At 67.3% G+C, this 18,719-nt stretch carries 17 protein-coding genes and 1 riboswitch; of the genes, 10 read left to right on the top strand and 7 right to left on the bottom strand.

Going from position 1 to position 18,719, the window contains the following annotated elements:
- Positions 1-168 precede the first annotated feature (168 nt).
- Positions 169-552: a RidA family protein gene (locus tag BLO63_RS04360; protein WP_091437002.1), complete on the bottom strand. Its 384-nt coding sequence runs from the start codon at positions 550-552 to the stop codon at positions 169-171.
- 142 nt (positions 553-694) lie between these two features.
- Between BLO63_RS04360 and BLO63_RS04355 the strand changes: the two genes are divergently transcribed.
- Positions 695-1,291: a TetR/AcrR family transcriptional regulator gene (locus BLO63_RS04355; protein WP_091437000.1), complete on the top strand. Its 597-nt coding sequence runs from the start codon at positions 695-697 to the stop codon at positions 1,289-1,291.
- A 12-nt stretch (positions 1,292-1,303) separates the two neighbouring features.
- Here BLO63_RS04355 and BLO63_RS04350 read toward each other — a convergent pair whose 3' ends face one another.
- The 4 genes from BLO63_RS04350 to rpsU form a co-directional block, all read right to left on the bottom strand.
- Positions 1,304-1,516 carry a hypothetical protein gene (locus BLO63_RS04350; protein WP_244517600.1) on the bottom strand — a complete coding sequence of 71 codons (213 nt, stop codon included), beginning with the start codon at positions 1,514-1,516 and terminating at the stop codon, positions 1,304-1,306.
- Positions 1,517-1,534: 18 nt separating this feature from the next.
- Positions 1,535-1,762, bottom strand: a complete 228-nt coding sequence (locus BLO63_RS04345; protein ID WP_091436996.1) for a hypothetical protein — start codon at positions 1,760-1,762, stop codon at positions 1,535-1,537.
- Positions 1,763-1,875: 113 nt separating this feature from the next.
- Positions 1,876-2,085 (bottom strand): cold-shock protein, encoded by a 210-nt coding sequence (locus BLO63_RS04340; protein WP_018390742.1) that lies wholly within the window; start codon positions 2,083-2,085, stop codon positions 1,876-1,878.
- A 183-nt stretch (positions 2,086-2,268) separates the two neighbouring features.
- Positions 2,269-2,559, bottom strand: a complete 291-nt coding sequence (gene rpsU / locus BLO63_RS04335; protein ID WP_162841764.1) for a 30S ribosomal protein S21 — start codon at positions 2,557-2,559, stop codon at positions 2,269-2,271.
- Between the two features lie 320 nt (positions 2,560-2,879).
- Between rpsU and BLO63_RS04330 the strand changes: the two genes are divergently transcribed.
- From BLO63_RS04330 to BLO63_RS04320, 3 genes are all read left to right on the top strand, one after another.
- The gene (locus tag BLO63_RS04330) at positions 2,880-3,248 is read left to right on the top strand and encodes a response regulator (RefSeq protein WP_091436993.1); all 369 of its coding nucleotides are present in this window, start codon (positions 2,880-2,882) and stop codon (positions 3,246-3,248) included.
- Positions 3,249-3,337: 89 nt separating this feature from the next.
- Positions 3,338-3,551, top strand: a riboswitch (cobalamin riboswitch).
- Between the two features lie 109 nt (positions 3,552-3,660).
- Complete coding sequence (locus BLO63_RS04325) at positions 3,661-6,540, top strand: ribonucleoside-diphosphate reductase subunit alpha (protein ID WP_091436991.1); 2,880 nt, start codon at positions 3,661-3,663, stop codon at positions 6,538-6,540.
- A 20-nt stretch (positions 6,541-6,560) separates the two neighbouring features.
- A complete protein-coding gene (locus BLO63_RS04320) occupies positions 6,561-7,682 on the top strand; it encodes a ribonucleotide-diphosphate reductase subunit beta (RefSeq protein WP_091436990.1) in 1,122 nt (373 codons plus the stop codon).
- A 71-nt stretch (positions 7,683-7,753) separates the two neighbouring features.
- Here the strand turns inward: BLO63_RS04320 and zigA are convergent, their stop codons facing one another.
- Positions 7,754-8,968, bottom strand: coding sequence for a zinc metallochaperone GTPase ZigA (zigA, locus tag BLO63_RS04315; RefSeq protein ID WP_091436988.1), 1,215 nt, complete (start codon positions 8,966-8,968; stop codon positions 7,754-7,756).
- A 265-nt stretch (positions 8,969-9,233) separates the two neighbouring features.
- Here zigA and kdpF point away from each other — a divergent pair, with 265 nt between their 5' ends.
- The 6 genes from kdpF to BLO63_RS04285 all read left to right on the top strand — a co-directional run bounded on the left by kdpF (position 9,234) and on the right by BLO63_RS04285 (position 17,271).
- Entirely contained in the window at positions 9,234-9,350 is a 117-nt protein-coding gene (gene kdpF / locus BLO63_RS04310) for a K(+)-transporting ATPase subunit F (protein ID WP_091436986.1), read from the top strand.
- A gap of 34 nt (positions 9,351-9,384) precedes the next feature.
- Complete coding sequence (gene kdpA, locus BLO63_RS04305) at positions 9,385-11,094, top strand: potassium-transporting ATPase subunit KdpA (protein ID WP_091436985.1); 1,710 nt, start codon at positions 9,385-9,387, stop codon at positions 11,092-11,094.
- Between the two features lie 24 nt (positions 11,095-11,118).
- Positions 11,119-13,179: a potassium-transporting ATPase subunit KdpB gene (gene kdpB / locus BLO63_RS04300; protein ID WP_091436984.1), complete on the top strand. Its 2,061-nt coding sequence runs from the start codon at positions 11,119-11,121 to the stop codon at positions 13,177-13,179.
- Positions 13,180-13,299: 120 nt separating this feature from the next.
- Positions 13,300-13,881, top strand: coding sequence for a potassium-transporting ATPase subunit KdpC (gene kdpC / locus BLO63_RS04295; RefSeq protein ID WP_091436982.1), 582 nt, complete (start codon positions 13,300-13,302; stop codon positions 13,879-13,881).
- 13 nt (positions 13,882-13,894) lie between these two features.
- Complete coding sequence (locus BLO63_RS04290) at positions 13,895-16,591, top strand: sensor histidine kinase (RefSeq protein ID WP_091436981.1); 2,697 nt, start codon at positions 13,895-13,897, stop codon at positions 16,589-16,591.
- Positions 16,588-17,271, top strand: coding sequence for a response regulator (locus BLO63_RS04285; protein WP_091436979.1), 684 nt, complete (start codon positions 16,588-16,590; stop codon positions 17,269-17,271). The genes BLO63_RS04290 and BLO63_RS04285 overlap by 4 nt, the downstream gene beginning before the upstream one ends.
- Positions 17,272-17,286: 15 nt before the next feature.
- Here the strand turns inward: BLO63_RS04285 and BLO63_RS04280 are convergent, their stop codons facing one another.
- On the bottom strand, positions 17,287-18,636 hold the full coding sequence (locus BLO63_RS04280) for an MFS transporter (protein ID WP_091436978.1): 1,350 nt from the start codon (positions 18,634-18,636) through the stop codon (positions 17,287-17,289).
- Between the last annotated feature and the right edge of the window lie 83 nt (positions 18,637-18,719).

Below are 18,719 nucleotides of genomic sequence, written 5' to 3'. Positions count from 1 at the left end.
CACGACGTCCGGCAGGGGACATGACGGTGGGAAACGAGCGCAGCACATTCACATCGCCGCGTTGACCATTCAGCACTTCGCACCGCATCTGGGCGAGCGTTTCGCGCGGCTTCACCTCCCAGGCGATTTTCAGCGGCGCCGCGCCGTTCACCGCGACGCCGCACCCGCTTAAGGCAGACGTGCGATCACCTTGATCTCGAAATCGAAGCCGGCGAGCCAGTTCACCCCGATGGCGGTCCATGCGGGGTAGGGCGCCGCCGGAAAGGCCTGCGCCTTGGCCGCCAGCACGGTGTCGAACTGGTGCTCCGGATCAGTGTGGAAGCTGGTCACGTCGATGATGTCGTCGAAAGTGCAGCCCGCCGCCGTGAGCGTCGCGCGCAGATTGGCGAAGGCCAGCGCGACCTGACGACCGAAATCCGGCTCGGGTGAGCCATCCGGGCGGCTGCCGACCTGTCCGGAAACAAACAGCAGGTCTCCCGAGCGCACGGCAGCGGAATAGCCATGGGCCTCATAAAGGGCGTGCCTGTCGGCGGGGAAAACGGCGTCGCGCATGTGTGCGTCCTTTCGGTTCCGGAGGCGGCCGGCGGCTCTCGCGCGGTCGGCCGCATGTGATATACGTCTCGTATGTGAAAGTGTTAGTATACGCGGCGTATGTCAACTGGAAGCGCCGGTGGCAGGCAGGAGAAAGCGCGAGATGGCTGGGGGACGCCGGGCCGAAAAGATGGAGGCAACGCGGGCCAAGCTGGTGGCGGCCGCCCGTAAAGCCTTTGCCGAAAAAGGCTATGCCGACGCGTCGATGGATGATCTGACAGCGGCGGCCGGACTGACGCGCGGGGCGCTCTATCACAATTTCGGCGACAAGCGCGGGCTTCTGGCCGCCGTCGTGCACCAGATCGACGCCGAAATGGCGGCCCGCGCCCAAGCGATCGCCGCACGCGCCGACTCATTATGGGAAGGACTGCTGGCCGAGGGGGCAGCCTATATCGAGATGGCGCTGGAGCCGGAGGTGCAGCGAATCGTGCTGCTCGACGGGCCAGCCGTGCTGGGCGATCCTGCGCAATGGCCGAGCCAGAATGCCTGCCTTGAGACGACTCGGCACACGGTGGAAAAACTGATCGCCGCGGGCGTGCTGAAGCCACTGGACCCGGCGGCAGCGGCTTGGCTGATCAACGGCGCGGCGCTGAACGCGGCTCTGTGGACCGCCGCGAGCCCGTCGCCGGCGCAGGCTCTCCCAAAGGCGATCGAGGCGTTTCGCTGCCTGGCGCAGGGGCTGCTGGCAAAGCCCAGTTGAGCCGACCGCCGGCTAGTTCGCAGGCCGTTCGCCGGCGGCCTCGTCGAGCATCGATTCGACGGCGCCGATGGCAACCTCAAGATTGGCGATCTTCTGGATCGTCTTGTCGGAGGGCAGGGAGTTGATCTCGGCGGCGATGGAAATCAGATCGCGCTGCTCGGCAAGAAGCCGGTTTCGCAGTGTCTTGAGCTTAACGGTCATCGGGTCGTTCAGGGCAGCAGGCATGGCAACTTTCGCGGGAGATTAACGCTTGACGGTTCGACGGGTCGGCTTGGGCGCCGCTGCGGCGGCGAGGCTGCGCTCGGCCGCCTCCTTGGCCAGCCGCGCCTCCCGCAGGCGGGCGATCTTGGCTTCGCGGGCCACCGATTCATGCTCGATCATCGACATGGCGATCCGGGAAACCGAATCGGCCTTGCTCTCCGACTGAGACATCTTCGGCTTGAAGGGAGTCTCCTGCGCTCGTTTGGGCATGCTGAACTTCCCTTCGTAAACGCAAAAAAAAGGCCGGGTTTCCCCGGCCTTCCCACTACTGCCTCAACGACCGTTGCCAGTACATCCGTGGTCAACGACCGGAAGCAATGTCGTCACGCAGCCTTGAGGCTGCCGGCCGAGCTCTTGCCGCTGCGGCGATCGGTCTCGAGCTCGTAGGACACCTTCTGGCCTTCGTTCAGGCCCATCAGGCCCGCGCGCTCAACCGCAGAGATGTGAACGAACACGTCCGGCCCGCCATTGTCCGGCTGAATGAAACCAAAGCCCTTCTGGCCATTAAACCACTTCACAGTACCCGTAGCCATGACTAAATCCTTTCAGTCGACATAGTGATTTGAGTGCACGCACGCATGCGAGCATCAGGTTGACATCGATTTGAGAGGAAGTTCGCTACGGCGCAAGTGTGCGCAAAACAAAGTTCAACGTCCAAGATCGATGCCTTATCGTACAGAGGATGTGGTGTTCTCACAACCCCTGCAAGATTTATTTTATTCGGCGGCCGGTGCGCTGGGGGCGCCAGGGGCGCCGGGACGCGGCAGGCCGCGACCGACCAACGGCTTCTTTTTCGGCGCGGCGATGAGCCCGTCGCGAATGGCCTGCTTGCGGGCGGCCTTCTTGGTCCGGCGGATGGCCTCGGCGTCTTCACGATTGCGCCGCTCAGACGGCTTCTCGTAAGCGCGGCGCGCCTTCATCTCGCGGAAGATGCCTTCGCGCTGCATCTTCTTCTTCAAAACCCTCATGGCTTGTTCGACATTGTTGTCGCGAACGAGGACCTGCAATTCTTGTCCGATCACATGCAGCACGGCTGCTGGTTGGGCGGTTCGTTGGAACCGACACGGCTGCATCTCACGGAAGCAAGACGCAGCGAGGGGAAGTGCGGCCCGGCGGGACGCGACATCGTCGGCCCCTACATAGCGCCATCACGCCATGGCCGACAAGCCGCGCGCGCGATTTCCGGCGGCGAATGGCGACAACGGGCCAGAGGGCAGGGGCGGCGCCACAAAAATGGGGTTCGGAGAAAAGGCGGGATCGTTCTGCGGCATGCGGCGTTGCCTCTCGTTGCGGCCGTGAGCCGTGCGCCGGCGCCGAGGTCTTGAGTATGCCAATTGCAGTGCTGGTGGTGGAAGACGAGGCGCTTGTGCGCTTCGACATCGCCGACTATCTCGCCGAAAACGGATTCGAGGTGCATGAGGCGGCGAGCGCCGATCAGGCGCTGAAAATCCTCGAAGCCGTGCCGGAAATCCGGCTGCTGTTCACCGATATCGACATGCCGGGCAGCATGGACGGGCTCAAGCTCTCGGCGGCGGTGCGCGAGCGCTGGCCGCCGGTGCGGATCATCGTGACCTCAGGCAACCGGATCGCTGCAACGGCCGACCTTCCACCCGGCAGCCTGTTCGTCGCCAAGCCCTATGTGCCCGCCGACATCGCCCGCTCCATGCAGGGCCTGTTGACCGGCGGGGCGGTGTGAGCGCGAGGCCGCACGTCGCTATGCGTCACGCGTGGTCATGCGGCTGAGGACAGCTTCATCCACATCTTGACGTCTGGCGCAGCTGACGGCCTATATGTAGATGCTACGGTCCTCTGAGTCGTTCGGCTCAAGGGCTAAGAGGGAAGCCGGTGAGCCTTGGGAGGCAAGGCCGGCGCTGCCCCCGCAACTGTTAGCGGCGAGCCTGTCGTCCATACCGTGTCACTGAGGCCTCGCGCTTCGGGAAGGCCGGACGAGAGGCGTCGACCCGCGAGCCAGGAGACCTGCCGTAGCAACATAATCGTCCCTGGGCGGGGTGTCCCGGTGGTGCGTTCGCGCGTCCGCCGGTGCCCTGCGCCGTCGCCCGCGCCTGCGTCCGCTCGGTCTTTGCCCCCAAAGAATGTGGGGTTTGCCGATGTCTCTTTCTCTCGACGCCGAAAACCTGCCCGGCCAGCTGCCGGTTTCCGCCGTGCCGTCGGCGGCCCCTTCCAGCACGCCGGGCTATCAGCTCATCCGCCGCAATGGCGCCGTGACGCCGTTCGATTCCGCGAAGATCGCGATCGCCCTTACCAAGGCGTTTCTGGCAGTCGAGGGCTCTTCCGCCGCCGCCTCGCGCCGCGTGCACGACATCGTGGCCGAACTGACCGGCCAGATTGTCGCTGGCCTCACCCGCCGCGCGGATGCCGGGCGCAGCTTTCACATCGAGGACGTGCAGGACCAGGTGGAACTGGCGCTGATGCGCGGCGAACACCACAAGGTCGCCCGCGCCTATGTGCTCTACCGCGAGGAGAGGGCGCGCGAGCGGGCGGCGGCCAAGGCGGCCTCCGCCGCGATTCCCGGCCTGACGACGGCGCTGTCGATGACCATGGCCGACGGGGCACGGGTGCCGCTCGACGCCGCCCGGCTGGAAGCCGTGCTGGCCGAGGCGACGGAGGGGCTGGCCGATGTCTCCGCCGCCACCATCCTCAACGAGACCCGCCGCAACCTTTATGACGGGATCAGCGTCGACGAGCTGGCGCTGGCGCCGATCCTCGCCGCCCGCACGCTGATCGAGACCGAACCCAACTATGCCAAAGTGTCCGCCCGCCTGCTCGGCGATAAGCTGCGGCGCGAGGCGCTGAGCTTTCTCGACGGCCGGCCGGCGCAGGCGACGCAGCGCGAGATGGCGGCGCGCTACCCCGACTATTTCCGCGCCTATCTCCAGCGCGGCATTGCCGAGGAACTGATCGACCCGGAACTTGGCCGTTTCGACCTCGACCGCATCGCGGCGGCGCTGCTTCCCGAACGCGACCTGCAGTTCGACTATCTCGGCCTGCAGACGCTGTATGACCGCTATTTCCTGCACGCAGGCGGCACCCGTTTCGAGCTGCCGCAGGCCTTCTTCATGCGCGTCGCCATGGGGCTCGCTCTACGCGAGGTCGACCGCGAGGTGCGGGCGATCGAGTTCTACCGCCTGCTGTCCTCCTTCGACTTCATGGCTTCGACCCCGACCCTGTTTAATGCCGGCACGCTGCGGCCGCAGCTGTCCTCCTGCTTTCTCACTACGGTGCCGGACGATCTCGACGGCATCTTCAAGGCGATCAAGGACAATGCCCTGCTGGCGAAATATTCCGGCGGCCTCGGCAATGACTGGACTCGGGTGCGCGGCCTCGGCGCCCATATCAAGGGCACCAATGGCGAGAGCCAGGGTGTGGTGCCGTTCCTGAAAGTGGCCAACGACACCGCCATCGCGGTGAACCAGGGCGGCAAGCGCAAGGGGGCGGTCTGCGCCTATCTGGAAACCTGGCACATCGACATCGAGGAATTCCTCGACCTCAGAAAGAACACCGGCGACGACCGCCGCCGCACCCATGACATGAACACCGCCAACTGGGTGCCGGATCTGTTTTTGCAGCGGGTGGAGGCGGACGGGCCGTGGACGCTGTTCTCGCCCGACGAGACGCCGGACCTGCACGACCTTACCGGCCCGGCGTTCATGAGCGCCTATGAAGCCTATGAGGCGAAGGCCGCGCGCGGCGAGATGAAGGTGTTCCGGCAGCTTCGGGCCATCGACCTGTGGCGGCGCATGCTGACCCTGCTGTTCGAGACCGGCCACCCCTGGATCACCTTCAAGGATCCGTGCAACATCCGCTCGCCGCAGGGCCATGTCGGCGTGGTGCACTCCTCGAACCTGTGCACCGAGATCACGCTCAACACCAGCGCCGACGAGGTGGCGGTGTGCAATCTCGGCTCGGTAAACCTTCTCGCCCATGTCACGCCGGACGGGCTCGACCAGGCGCGGCTGGCGCGCACGGTGACGACGGCGATGCGGATGCTCGACAACGTCATCGACATCAATTTCTACACCATCCCCGAGGCGCGCCGCTCCAATCTGCGCCACCGGCCGGTCGGCCTCGGCATTATGGGCTTCCAGGACGCGCTGCAGGCGCTGCGCATTCCCTATGGCTCGGAACAGGCGGTGCGCTTCGCCGATGAAAGCATGGAGGCCGTGAGCTTCCACGCGATTTCCGCCTCCTGCGACCTCGCGGCCGAGCGCGGGCGCTACCCCTCCTTCGACGGCTCGCTCTGGTCGAAGGGCATCCTGCCGATCGACTCGATCGAGTTGCTGGCGCAGGCGCGCGGCGGGCTGGACCTCGACCGCTCATTGACGCTCGATTGGGAAGGACTGCGCGCGCGGGTGACGACCACCGGCCTGCGCAACTCCAACACCATGGCGATCGCGCCGACGGCGACGATTTCCAATATCTGCGGCGTGTCGCAGTCGATCGAGCCAGCCTATCAGAACCTGTTCGTGAAATCGAACATGTCCGGCGACTTCACCGTGGTGAACGCGTCGCTGGTGCGCGACCTGAAGGCGCGCGGCCTGTGGGACGACGTGATGGTGTCCGACCTCAAATATTACGACGGGAGCGTCGGGCCGATCGACCGCATCCCGGACGATCTCAAGGCGCTCTACGCCACCGCCTTCGAGATCGCGCCCGCCTGGCTGATCGAGGCGGCGGCGCGGCGGCAGAAATGGATCGACCAGGCGCAGTCGCTGAACATCTACGTCGCCAATCCCTCCGGCCGCGTTCTCGACGAGACCTACCGGCTGGCATGGAAGCGGGGCCTGAAGACCACCTATTATCTGCGCGCGCGCTCCGCCAGCCATGTCGAGAAATCGACCCTGAAGGGCACCGACGGCAAGCTCAACGCGGTCTCGGCGGTGATGGCGGCGGCGCCCATCGCGGTGCCCGAGAGCGCTTTCGGCCAAGCCTGTTCCATCAACGATCCCGACTGCGAAGCCTGCCAGTGAGCAGCAAAGGAAACACCCACATGCTCGACTGGTCCGATACCAAGCCCGCCGCCACGCCTTTCGCTTCCGGCCTCGCGCCATCGCCCGCCGATGCCACCGGGCTCGGCGCCATCGAACGCGGCGCCGCCCGGGTCACGGTGGACGAGAAACGGATGATCAATGCCCGCGCCGACGTGAACCAGCTTCTCCCACTGAAATACAAATGGGCGTGGGAGAAGTACCTCGCCGGCTGCAACAATCACTGGATGCCGACCGAGGTGTCGATGCAGGCCGACATCGCGCTGTGGAAGTCGCGCGACGGGCTGACCGAGGACGAGCGGCGCATGCTCAAGCGCAATCTCGGCTTCTTCGCCGCCTCGGAATCACTGGTGGCGAACAACATCGTGCTGGCGATCTACCGCCACCTGACAAACCCCGAATGCCGGCAATATCTGCTGCGTCAGGCTTTCGAAGAGGCGGTGCACACCCACACCTTCCAGTACATTGTGGAAAGCCTCGGCCTCGACGAGGGAGAATTGTTCAACATGTACCGCGAGGTGCCCTCGATCACCGACAAGGCGGCCTGGGCGCTGAAGCACACGCAGAGCCTCGATGATCCCGCCTTCGCCACCGGCACGCTGGCGAGCGACCAACAGTTCCTGCGCGATCTCGTCGCGTTCTATGTCGTGTTCGAGGGGATGTGGTTCTACACCGGCTTCGCGCAGATCCTCTCGCTCGGCCGGCGCAACAAGATGGTCGGCATCGCCGAGCAGTACCAGTACATCCTGCGCGACGAGAGCCTGCACCTGAATTTCGGCATCGACGTGATCAACCAGATCAGACACGAAAACCCGCATCTCTGGACGCCCGCCTTCCAGGACGAGGTGCGCGGCATGCTGAGGGATGCCGCCGAGCTGGAGGCCGCCTATGGGCGGGACACCATGCCGCGAGGTTTCCTGGGGCTGAATGCGGGCCTGTGCGAGCAGTACATGCACTTCATCGCCAATCGCCGCTGCGCCCAGCTCGGCCTTGCCCCGGTCTTTGCCGAGGCGGAGAACCCGTTCCCATGGATGAGCGAGGCGATGGACCTGAAGAAGGAGAAGAACTTCTTCGAGACCCGCGTCATCGAGTACCAGAATGGCGGCGCGCTGGCCTGGGATTGAGGCCCGCGCGCCGATGGGCGGCACGGGATGAGAGCCGTCCCGGCGGCGTGGGCCGCCGCCGGGGGAGGGCCTCAGGCCGGCACGCGTTCCCAGTCCGGGAACGGGTCCGGCAGGTGCTTCAGCGGCGCGGGGTCGAACAGAGTGGGCTTGAGCGGGCCGACAAGGCAATCGTCGAGCGCCGCGCGGATGCCGGCCTCGTCGAGATTGACGCCGATGAACACCAGTTCCTGCCGGCGGTCGCCATAGCCGGGCGTCCAGTGCTGGCGCAGCCAGGAGCGCCAGTCGGGCTGAGTCGGCCAGTGCTCGGTCGGAATCGCCGCCCACCACTGGCCGATCGAGCCGGTGCGGCAGATGGCGCCGGCAAGCGACATCTCGCCGACCCGGCGCGGGCGAGTCGCCAGCCAGAATAGCCCCTTGGCCCGGACCAGCCCCGGCCAGGTGCGGGCGAGGAAGGCGTTGAACTTCTCGGGGTGGAACGGCCGGCGCGCGCGGTAGACGAAGCTGGAAATGCCGTATTCCTCGGTTTCCGGCACATGGTCGCGAAAGCCGTTCAGCTCCTTGAACCAGGTGGGGTGCTCATGGGCGCGCTCGAAATCGAAGCGGCCGGTGCCGAGAATGTCCTTGAGCGGCACATGCGCCTGATCGGTCTCGATGATCAGCGCGTCCGGGTTCAGCGCCTTGACCACGGCGCGGACCTCCTTGCGGCGCGCGGGCGCGACATCGGAGACCTTGTTGAGCACGATCACGTCGGCGAATTCGATCTGGTCGGTGAGCAGGTCGACCAGCGTGCGGCTGTCCTCGTCGCCGGCGACCTCGCCGCGATCCCGCAGGAAATCGCGCGAGCCGAAATCCCTCAACAGGTTGGCCGCGTCCACCACCGTCACCATGGTGTCGAGCCGGGCGACATCCGAGAGTGAGAAGCCATCCTCGTCGCGGAACTCGAAGGTGGCGGCGACCGGCAGCGGCTCGGCGATGCCGGTGGATTCGATGAGGAGATAATCGAAGCGTCCCTCATGGGCGAGGCGTTTCACCTCGGCGAGCAGATCGTCGCGCAGGGTGCAGCAGATGCAGCCATTGGTCATTTCGACCAGCTTTTCCTGCGTGTGCGAGAGATTGGCGTCGCCCGCCCGCACCAGCTCGGCGTCGATGTTCACCTCCGACATGTCGTTGACGATCACCGCGACGCGCAGCCCTTCGCGGTTCGCCAGCACATGGTTGAGCAGGGTGGTCTTGCCGGCCCCGAGGAAGCCGGAAAGAACCGTGACCGGAAGACGGGTGTCGGACATAGGCGCGCTCCACATACAAAGTGATACAATGTATCATTTGCATGCGAGGCGCACCGACGCAAGCCCGGAACCGCCGACATCAGGGACGGGGAGGCCCACTCCGCTACCCATCTTTATGCCGCCTTTACAGCGCGGCCCGGCAATTCGGATCGAACGCTTATCCCGTCGGGCCTAGATGAGAGACCAGCGCAACCGGGAGCTGGACCCATGCTCGATCTCGTCTATCTCGCCCTCGCCATCGGCTTTTTTCTGCTGATGGCGGCCTATGCCCGCTTCGCATCCTGGGGGTGAGGCCATGTTCGACCTTCTGCTCGGCGGCACCGTCGCCCTCGCCCTTGCCGTCTATCTCGTGACCGCGCTTCTGCGGCCCGAGAGGTTCTGACGGGCTCCCCCCTCTTCTCGAAAGTCCACATGCCATGACCGCTCAGGGCTGGCTCCAGATAGCCATCATCCTCGCGCTTGTGCTCGCCGCGGCCGTGCCGCTCGGCGCGTATATGGCGCGCGTCTATGCCGGCGAGCGCACGCTGCTCTCGTCGCTGTTCGGTCCGTTCGAGCGGGCTCTCTACCGTCTTGCCGGGGTCGACCCGGCCGGCGAGCAGAGCGCGCTCGGCTACACCCTCGCCATGCTCGCCTTCAACGCCGCCGGCGTGGTGCTGCTCTATGGGCTGCTGCGGCTGCAGGGCGTTCTGCCCCTCAACCCGCTCGGCTTTGCCGGCGTCGCCCCCGACCTGGCCTTCAACACGGCCGTCAGCTTCGTCACCAATACCAACTGGCAGGCCTATGGCGGCGAGACGACGATGAGCCTGTTCAGCCAGATGGCCGGGCTCACCGTGCAGAACTTCCTTTCCGCCGCCACCGGGCTTGCCCTGGCGGTGGCGCTGGTGCGGGCCTTTGCCCGTTCGAACGCGGCGGGCGTCGGCAATTTCTTCGTCGATATGACCCGCTCGGTGCTCTATGTGCTGCTGCCGCTGGCACTGGTCACTGCGCTGGTGCAGGTCGGCCTCGGCGTGCCGCAGACGCTTGAGGCCAGCACCGCCGCCACCACGCTGGAAGGCGCCCGGCAGACCCTTGCCATGGGCCCGGTCGCCAGCCAGATCGCCATCAAGCAGCTCGGCACCAATGGCGGCGGCTTCTTCAACGTCAATGCCGCGCACCCGTTCGAAAATCCCAGCCCGCTCTCCAACGCGCTGGAGATCTGGCAGATGCTGGTGGTCTCCGCCGCGCTGGTCTTCGCCTTCGGCCGGCTGATCGGCGACCGGCGGCAGGCGCGGGCGCTGATGGCCGCAATCGGCCTCATCCTCGTCTCCGGCATCGCGATCACCTATTGGGCGGAGGCGGCCGGCACTCCCGCGCTGGTCGCGGCCGGCGTCGATCCCGCCGGCGGCAATATGGAGGGCAAGGAGGTCCGCTTCGGCCTCGCCGCCTCGACGCTGTTTGCCACCGTTACAACAGGCCTGTCCGATGGCGGGGTGAACGCCATGCACGGCTCCTTCACCCCGCTGGGTGGCATGGTGCCGATGTTCCTGATCCAGCTCGGCGAGATCCTGCCCGGCGGCGTTGGCTCGGGGCTTTACGGCCTGCTGGTCATGGCGGTCCTCGCCGTCTTCGTTGCCGGCCTGATGGTCGGGCGCACGCCGGAATATCTCGGCAAGAAGATTGAGGCGAAGGAGGTGAAGATGGCCATGCTCGCCATTCTCATCCTGCCGGCGGCCATTCTCGGCTTCTCGGCGCTGGCGGCGGTGCTGCCGGCGGCGCTTTCCGGCCTGGGCAATGCCGGGCCGCACGGGCTGTCGGAAATCCTCTACGCCTATTCCTCGGCGGCAGGAAACAATGGCTCGGCCTTTGGCGGGCTGTCGGCGAATTCGCCCTGGTGGAACACCACGCTCGGCCTCGCCATGCTGTGCGGGCGCTTCGCCTACATCGTGCCGATGATGGCCATCGCCGGCTCGCTCGCCGCCAAGACGCGCCTCACCGCTTCCACCGGCACCTTCCCGACCCATGGCCCGCTCTTCGTCGGACTGATGGTCGGCATCATCCTTATTCTCGGCGGCCTGCAGTTCTTCCCCGCTCTCGCCCTCGGCCCGATCGCCGAGCAGGTGCAGATGCTGGCCGGCAAGACCTTTTGATCCCGCCGTTTCGGAGAGACTCCCATGTCCACCCAAACCAAGGCGCACTCGGCCTTCGCCTCGCCCGAGCTGATCGGGCGGGCGGCGCGTGATGCCCTCGCCAAGCTCAATCCGGTGGCGCTGATGCGCAATCCGGTGATCTTCGTGACCGAGGTGGTCGCGGCCCTCGTCACCGTACTGTTCGTCCGCGATCTTCTCGCCGGCAACCCGCTGGCCTTCACCGGCCAGATCATGGCGTGGCTGTGGTTCACCGTGGTGTTCGCCACCTTCGCCGAGGCGCTGGCAGAGGGCAGGGGGCGGGCCCAGGCGGACAGCCTGCGCAAGGCGCGCACCGACACGGTGGCGCAGCGCCTGCGCGATCCGGCCGATCGCCATGTCCGCGAGACGGTGTCGGCGCTCGACCTCAGGATCGGCGACCATGTCCTGGTCGAGGCCGGCGCCTTGATCCCCGGCGATGGCGAGATCGTCGAGGGTATCGCCTCGGTCAACGAGGCCGCGATAACAGGCGAGAGCGCGCCTGTGATCCGCGAATCCGGCGGCGACCGCTCGGCCGTCACCGGCGGCACCACCGTCATCTCCGACTGGCTGGTGGTGCGGATCACCGCCGCGCCCGGCTCCTCCTTTCTCGACCGGATGATCGCGCTGGTGGAAGGCGCCGAGCGGCAGAAGACGCCGAACGAACTCGCGCTCTCCGTGCTGCTGGTCGGCATGACGCTGATCTTCCTCATCGCTGTGGTTTCGCTCGCCGGGCTTGGCCGCTATGCGGGCGCCGACGTGCCGGTGCCGGTGCTGGTGGCGCTATTGGTGACGCTGATCCCCACCACGATTGGTGGCCTGCTCTCCGCCATCGGCATTGCCGGCATGGACCGGCTGATCCGGCACAATGTGCTCGCCATGTCGGGCCGGGCGGTGGAGGCGGCGGGTGATGTCGACACGCTGCTGCTCGACAAGACCGGCACCATCACCTTCGGCAACCGCATGGCATCGGAGATCATCCCGGTTCCCGGCATCAACCCGCAGGAGGCGGCGCTGATCGCGGTGCAGGCGAGCCTGGCCGACGAGACCGCCGAGGGGCGCTCGATCCTGGCGCTGGCGCGCGAGGCCTATGGCATCACGCCGGAGACGGCGGCGCTCGACGGGGCGAGCTTCGTGCCGTTCTCGGCGGCGAGCCGGCTCTCCGGGGTCGACGTGGCGGACCGGCGCATCCGCAAGGGCGCGGTCGACGCGATCAAGCGCTTCGTGCATGGCCTCGATCCCAACGCCTCCACTGGCATCGCCGCTTTCGATGCGACGGTGGAGCGGATCGCCCGTTCCGGCGGCACGCCGCTGGGGCTGGCCGAGAATGGCCGACTGCTGGCCGTCATCCATCTCAAGGACGTGGTGAAGCCGGATATCAAGGAGCGCTTCGCGGAACTGCGCCGCATGGGCATCCGCACGGTGATGGTGACGGGCGACAACCCCGTCACCGCCGCCGCCATCGCCTCGGAGGCCGGCGTCGACGATTTCATCGCCGAGGCCACCCCGCAGGACAAGCTGGCCTATATCCGCACCGAGCAGCGCCAGGGGCGGCTGGTCGCCATGTGCGGCGACGGCACCAATGACGCCCCGGCTCTGGCGCAAGCCGATGTCGGCGTCGCCATGCAGTCCGGCACACAGGCGGCCCGCGAGGCCGGCAACATGGTGGACCTCGACAGCGACCCGACCAAGCTGATCGAGATCGTCGGCATCGGCAAGCAACTGCTGATGACGCGCGGGGCGCTCACCACCTTCTCCATCGCCAATGACGTGGCCAAGTACTTCGCCATCATCCCGGCGCTGTTCATCGCCGCCATCCCCGAGCTGGGGCTGCTGAACGTGATGGGGCTGGCCTCGCCGCAGAGCGCCATCCTCTCGGCGGTGATCTTCAACGCGCTGATCATCATCGCGCTGATCCCGCTCGCCCTGCGCGGCGTCGCCTACCGGCCGGGCGAGGCGGGGGCGGTGCTGGCGCGCAATCTCGCCATTTACGGGCTGGGCGGGCTGGCGCTGCCCTTTATCGGCATCAAGCTGATCGACCTGGCTTTGGTGGCGATCGGGCTGGCGTGACCCAACGCCTGTCCTCCCGGCCGGAGGCGAAGCCCAAGCGCCGGGATTGTCCGCCCACTTCAAGCGATCCCGGATCGACCTTCGGCCGTCCGGGATGACGCCCCCCTCAAGGAGTGTTTCATGCTCACCTATCTCCGCCCGGCGGTGACGCTGCTCATCGCCTTCACCCTGCTCACCGGCCTCGCCTATCCGCTCGCCTTGACGGAAGCCGCACAGGCGCTGTTCCCCGTGCAGGCCAATGGCTCGCTCATCACGCGCGACGGCGTGGTCGTCGGCTCCTCCCTGATCGGCCAGTCCACCACCGGCGCGGGCTATTTCCACTCGCGCCCCTCGGTGGCGGGCGATGGCTATGACGCCACCGCCTCGTCCGGCAGCAATCTCGGCCCCACCAGTGCCAAGCTGGCGGAGCGGCTGAAGGCCGATGCCGTCGCCTTGCGCGCGGCGGGCCTCACCGGTCCCGTCCCCGCCGACGCGGTGACGACCTCCGGCAGCGGGCTCGACCCGCACATCTCGCCGGCCAACGCATTGGTGCAGGCCCGTCGGGTCGCGCGCGCCCGGGCGCTCGACATGGGCGTTGTGCGCGCCCTCGTCGAGGCGCACATAGAGCGCCCGCAGCTCGGCGTGTTCGGCGAGCCGCGCGTCAATGTGCTGGCGCTCAACCTGGCGCTCGACGCACTCGCCACGAACACGCCGCGCTCGTGAGACGGAGTTGAGAATGAGCGGTGAGGAGGCCCCTCGCGCCAATCCGGACGCCTTGCTGGCCGCTGCCGAACGTGAGGCGCGCGGCAAGCTGCGCCTCTTCCTCGGCGCCGCGCCGGGGGTCGGCAAAACCTATGCGATGCTCTCGGCCGCCCGCGCCGCCCAGGCGGGCGGCCGCGACGTCGTGGTCGGACTCGTGGAGACGCATGGCCGGGCCGAGACCGAGGCGCTGACCGCCGGACTGGAGATGCTGCCGCGCAAGGGCATTGCCTATCGCGGCCGGCTGGTGCCGGAATTCGACCTGGACGCGGCGCTGGCCCGCCGGCCGGAACTGCTGCTGGTCGACGAATATGCCCATTCGAACGTCGACGGCTCACGCCATCCCAAACGCTGGCAGGACGTGCAGGACCTGCTCGCCGCCGGCATCGACGTGTGGACGACGCTGAACATCCAGCATGTCGAAAGCCTCAACGACGTGGTGCAGCGCATCACCGGCGTGCGGGTGCGCGAGACGGTGCCGGACGCGGCGCTGAGCAAGGCCGACGAGATCATCCTCGTCGACCTGCCCTCCGACGAACTTCTGAAGCGTCTGGCGGACGGCAAGGTCTATGTCGAGGACACCGCCACCCGCGCCGTGCAGAGCTTCTTCAAGCCCAGCAACCTGACCGCCCTGCGCGAACTCGCTTTGCGCCGAGTGGCGGCGCAGGTCGACAGCGATCTGGTCGAGCGCATGCAGGGAGCGGCGATCGAGGGGCCGTGGGCGGCCGGCGAACGGCTCCTGGTCTGCGTCGGGCCTGATATGGCGGCTGAGCGGGTGGTGCGCGAGGCCAAGCGCCTTGCCGACCTGATGGACGCCGCGTGGTTCGCGGTGACGGTGGAGCGGCCCGGCCATGTGATGGCGAGCCCTGACCGGCAGAAGCTCGATGCCGGCCTGCGCCTCGCCGAAAGCCTCGGCGCCGAGGTGCGCGCGCTAGTGGCCGGGGATGTGGCGGCCGAAGTGCTTCGCTTCGCCCGGTTCGAGAACGTCACTCAGATCATCATCGGCAAGGCCCGGCGCCGCTGGCCGCTCAGCGCGCTGCGCCGGCCGCTGTCGGATGCGCTGGTGCGCGGCTCGGCGGGCATCGCCATCCACGTCGTCACTGCGGAGGCGGGCGAGGGGCGTGCCGGCTGGCGCTCCCGGCTGGCGCCGGCCGGCCCGCTTTCCGGCTATGTCACCGCGGCGCTCGGCGTGGCGGCGGCGACGCTGCTCGGTCTGGTGCTGACCCGTTTCGTCGCCCTTCCCAACGTGTCCATGCTCTATCTGCTCGCCGTGCTGCTGCCGGCGCTGCTGCACGGCGTCTGGCCGGCGATTCTCGCCTCCGGGCTCTCCTTCCTCGCCTATAATTTCTTCTTCATCGACCCGGTGGAAACCTTCACCATCGCCCGGCCGCACGAATTGCTGGCGCTGCTGGTGTTCCTCATCGTCGCGGTGATCATCTCGGCCATTGCAGGAAGGGCCCGCGAGCAGGCGCGGCTCGCCGCCCGGCGCATGCGGGCGACGCGGCGGCTCTATGATTTCACCCGCAAGCTCTCCGCCTTGCCGGACCGAAACTCGGTGGCGGAAGCCGCCGTGGTGGAGTTGCACGCCGCCCTGGGCCGCGCCAGCGTCATCCTGCTGGCGCAGGAGGGCACGCTTGCGCTGACCGCCGCCTGGCCGCCGGAGGATCGGCTCGATACCGCCTCGATGACGGCGGCCGGCTGGGCCTTCGACCATGGCGAGCCGGCGGGCGCGGGCACCGGCACCCTGCCGCGGGCGCCGTGGCTGTTCCAGCCGCTGGGCGGCGGCGAGCGTGGCGGGGGCATCGGCGTGATCGGCATCGAGCATGATGGCACGGCGCCGCTCGACACCGAGAGCGCGGGCCTGCTCGGCACGCTGGCCGAGCAGACGGCGGCGGCGCTGCTGCGCACCCTGCTCTCGGCCGAGGTCACGCGCGTGCGGACCGCGGCCGAGACCGAGCGGGTGCGCAACATCCTTCTGGCCTCGATCAGCCATGATTTCCGCACGCCACTCGCCTCCATCCTCGGCGCGGCGACCAGCCTGCTGGATTATGGAACCGACATTCCCGAGGCGGCGCGCCGTGACCTGCTGGTGCAGATGCGCGAGGAGTCGGAGAATCTCGACCTGATGGTGCGCAACCTGCTCTCAATGACGCGTCTTGAGGCGGGCGCGCTCGATATGCGTCGTGACTGGGTGGATGTGGTGGAACTGATGAACCGCGCTGTCGCAACCGTAAAAAAGCGCGGTGCTCCCCAACGCTTCCTCGTCACCAGCGCCCCCGATCTGCCGCTGATCGAGGCCGACCCGAGCCTGATGGACCAGGCGCTTGGCAATGTGGTGGCCAATGCCGTGCGCTATGCCGGCGCGGGCGCGCGCATCCGCCTCTCCGCCACGGTGATCGACGGGCAGATGGTGATCGCCGTCACCGATGACGGGCCGGGCATTCCGGCCGAGACGCTGCCGCATGTGTTCGAGAAGTTCGTGCGCGCCCCGCGCGGGGCGGGCGATGGCGGCGACGGCTCGGGGCTCGGGCTTGCCATCACCCGTGGTATCGTCGAGGCGCATGGGGGCTCGGTATCGGCGCGCAGTCCCGCGCCGGGCCAGACCAGCGGCGCCCGCATCGCGCTGCGTCTGCCGCTTTCCCCGCAGGCCGCAGCGCCGGAGGACGAGGCATGAGCGCGGGAACCGTGCTGGTGGTGGACGACGAGCCGGCGATCCACCGCTTCATGGCGCCGGCGCTGGCCGCCAATGGCTATGAGGCGCTGCGGGCGGACACGGGGGCACAGGCACTGGCACTGGTGGCCAATCGCCAGCCGGATGTTGTGATCCTCGACCTCGGCCTGCCTGACATGGACGGCAAGGAGGTGATCCGCCGCCTGCGCGAATGGACGGATGTGCCGATCCTCGTGCTCTCCGCCCGCGACCGCGAGGTCGAAAAGATCGAGGCGCTGGACCTCGGCGCCGACGATTTCATCAACAAGCCCTTTGGCATGGGCGAACTGATGGCACGCCTGCGTGCCGCGCTGCGGCACCGGATGCAGGACAAGGGCGAGACGCCGGTGCTGCGGCTGGGATTGGTGGAGATCGACATTCCGCGCCACCGGGTGCTGCGCGGCGGCGAGGAGATCAAACTCACGCCGAAGGAGTTCGAACTTGTCGCCTTTCTCTCGCGCCATGCCGGCAAGGTGCTGACCCACCGCCACATTCTGCGTGAGGTGTGGGGGCCGGCGCATGAGCACGACACGCAGTATCTGCGCGTCTATGTCGGCCAGCTGCGCGCCAAACTGGAGGCTGATCCCGCCAATCCCACCCTGATCATCACCGAGCCGGGGGTCGGCTACCGGGCAGGGGCATAGCCTGCCCGGATGCGATTACGCCTCGATGTCGACGTCGCGCGTCTCGGTGCCGAGCAGCAGGGCGATGAGGGTGAGGCCCGCCATCGCCGAGAGGTAGATGCCGACCCAGAACGGGCTGCCCCCGCCCCATGCCCACAGCGCGATGGCGATGAAGGGCGCGACCGCCGCGCCCAGAATGGACGAGACGTTGTAGGCGATGCCCGAGCCGGTGTAGCGGACATTGGCCGGGAAAAGCTCCGGCAGCAGCGCGCCCATCGGGCCGAAGGTCATCCCCATCAGGCTGAAGCCGAGAATGAGCCACGCCATCACACCCACGGGACCAGCGCCGAGCATCGGCACCCAGCTGAGACCGAAAACGATGATGGCCAACGTCACCACGATCAGCGTCCGGCGCCGCCCCCAGCGCTCCGCCCACGGCCCCGAGAGCAGAGTGAAGATGCCGAAGAACACCACGCCGATAATCATCATCAGCACGAAGGTCGTGTAGTCATAGCCGAGCCCGGGCAGGGCGGCAGCGGTGCCGGCGCGGCCATAGCTGAGCGAGAAGGTGGTCATCAGGTAGAACAGCACATAGGTCGCCAGCATGTAGAAGGTGCCGAGCACCAGCTGGCGGAAATGGGTGCGGAACACCGAGGCGAGCGGCAGCTTGTGCACCTTGCCGTCCGTCACCGTCTTCTTGAAGGCGGTGCTCTCGACGAGGTGCAGGCGCACCCAGAGGCCGACGGCGACCATGACGAAGGAGAACAGGAAGGGAATGCGCCAGCCCCATTCCAGGAACGCATCCGACGGGCGCGTCGGGTCGTCCGAGGGCAGCACCGCGGCAATGATCAGGAACAGGCCATTGGCGAGGATGAAGCCGAGCGGCGCGCCGAGCTGGGGAAAGGTGCCGTAGATGGCGCGCTTGCCGGGCGGGGCGTTCTCGGTCGCCACCAGCGCGGCGCCGCTCCATTCGCCGCCGAGCGCGAAACCCTGCGCGAGGCGCATCACCACCAGTAGGGCCGGGGCGAACCAGCCGGCCTGGTGGAAGGTCGGCAGCAGGCCGATGAGGAAGGTGGCGATACCCATGGTGAGCAGGGCGCCGACCAGCGTCACCTTGCGCCCGCGCTTGTCGCCGAGATGGCCGAAGAAGATGGCGCCGAGCGGACGCGCCACCATGGCAGCGCCGAAAATGGCGAAGGAGGCCAGAAGCGCCGTCGTGTCATTGCCGGGCGGAAAGAACAGATGCGGGAACACCAGCACGGCGGCCGTGGCATAGACGTAGAAGTCGTAGAACTCGATCGTGGTGCCGATCAGACTCGCCAGGATGACGCGCGAGCGAGGATTGGCGACGGCACCGGAATGACCAGCGGCTGACGTGAACGACATGAAGGCACTCCGCAACGGCAGCCGGATGGTGCCCTCATGGCGCGGCCGGCTGGATGTCGGAGGGGCTTGTAGAGCATCGGGTC

The sequence above is a fragment of the Ancylobacter rudongensis genome (assembly GCF_900100155.1).
GTDB lineage: Bacteria > Pseudomonadota > Alphaproteobacteria > Rhizobiales > Xanthobacteraceae > Ancylobacter > Ancylobacter rudongensis.
This window is presented reverse-complemented; position numbering and strand designations above follow the sequence as displayed.

Bases quoted from the DNA above. Each gene is read 5' to 3' on its own strand.
- BLO63_RS04360 (WP_091437002.1), bottom strand. From the start codon at position 552: ATGCGCGACGCCGTTTTCCCCGCCGACAGGCACGCCCTTTATGAGGCC.
- BLO63_RS04355 (WP_091437000.1), top strand. From the start codon at position 695: ATGGCTGGGGGACGCCGGGCCGAAAAGATGGAGGCAACGCGGGCCAAG.
- BLO63_RS04350 (WP_244517600.1), bottom strand. From the start codon at position 1,516: ATGCCTGCTGCCCTGAACGACCCGATGACCGTTAAGCTCAAGACACTG.
- BLO63_RS04345 (WP_091436996.1), bottom strand. From the start codon at position 1,762: ATGCCCAAACGAGCGCAGGAGACTCCCTTCAAGCCGAAGATGTCTCAG.
- BLO63_RS04340 (WP_018390742.1), bottom strand. From the start codon at position 2,085: ATGGCTACGGGTACTGTGAAGTGGTTTAATGGCCAGAAGGGCTTTGGT.
- BLO63_RS04330 (WP_091436993.1), top strand. From the start codon at position 2,880: ATGCCAATTGCAGTGCTGGTGGTGGAAGACGAGGCGCTTGTGCGCTTC.
- BLO63_RS04325 (WP_091436991.1), top strand. From the start codon at position 3,661: ATGTCTCTTTCTCTCGACGCCGAAAACCTGCCCGGCCAGCTGCCGGTT.
- BLO63_RS04320 (WP_091436990.1), top strand. From the start codon at position 6,561: ATGCTCGACTGGTCCGATACCAAGCCCGCCGCCACGCCTTTCGCTTCC.
- zigA (WP_091436988.1), bottom strand. From the start codon at position 8,968: ATGTCCGACACCCGTCTTCCGGTCACGGTTCTTTCCGGCTTCCTCGGG.
- kdpF (WP_091436986.1), top strand. From the start codon at position 9,234: ATGCCCGCTTCGCATCCTGGGGGTGAGGCCATGTTCGACCTTCTGCTC.
- kdpA (WP_091436985.1), top strand. From the start codon at position 9,385: ATGACCGCTCAGGGCTGGCTCCAGATAGCCATCATCCTCGCGCTTGTG.
- kdpB (WP_091436984.1), top strand. From the start codon at position 11,119: ATGTCCACCCAAACCAAGGCGCACTCGGCCTTCGCCTCGCCCGAGCTG.
- kdpC (WP_091436982.1), top strand. From the start codon at position 13,300: ATGCTCACCTATCTCCGCCCGGCGGTGACGCTGCTCATCGCCTTCACC.
- BLO63_RS04290 (WP_091436981.1), top strand. From the start codon at position 13,895: ATGAGCGGTGAGGAGGCCCCTCGCGCCAATCCGGACGCCTTGCTGGCC.
- BLO63_RS04285 (WP_091436979.1), top strand. From the start codon at position 16,588: ATGAGCGCGGGAACCGTGCTGGTGGTGGACGACGAGCCGGCGATCCAC.
- BLO63_RS04280 (WP_091436978.1), bottom strand. From the start codon at position 18,636: ATGTCGTTCACGTCAGCCGCTGGTCATTCCGGTGCCGTCGCCAATCCT.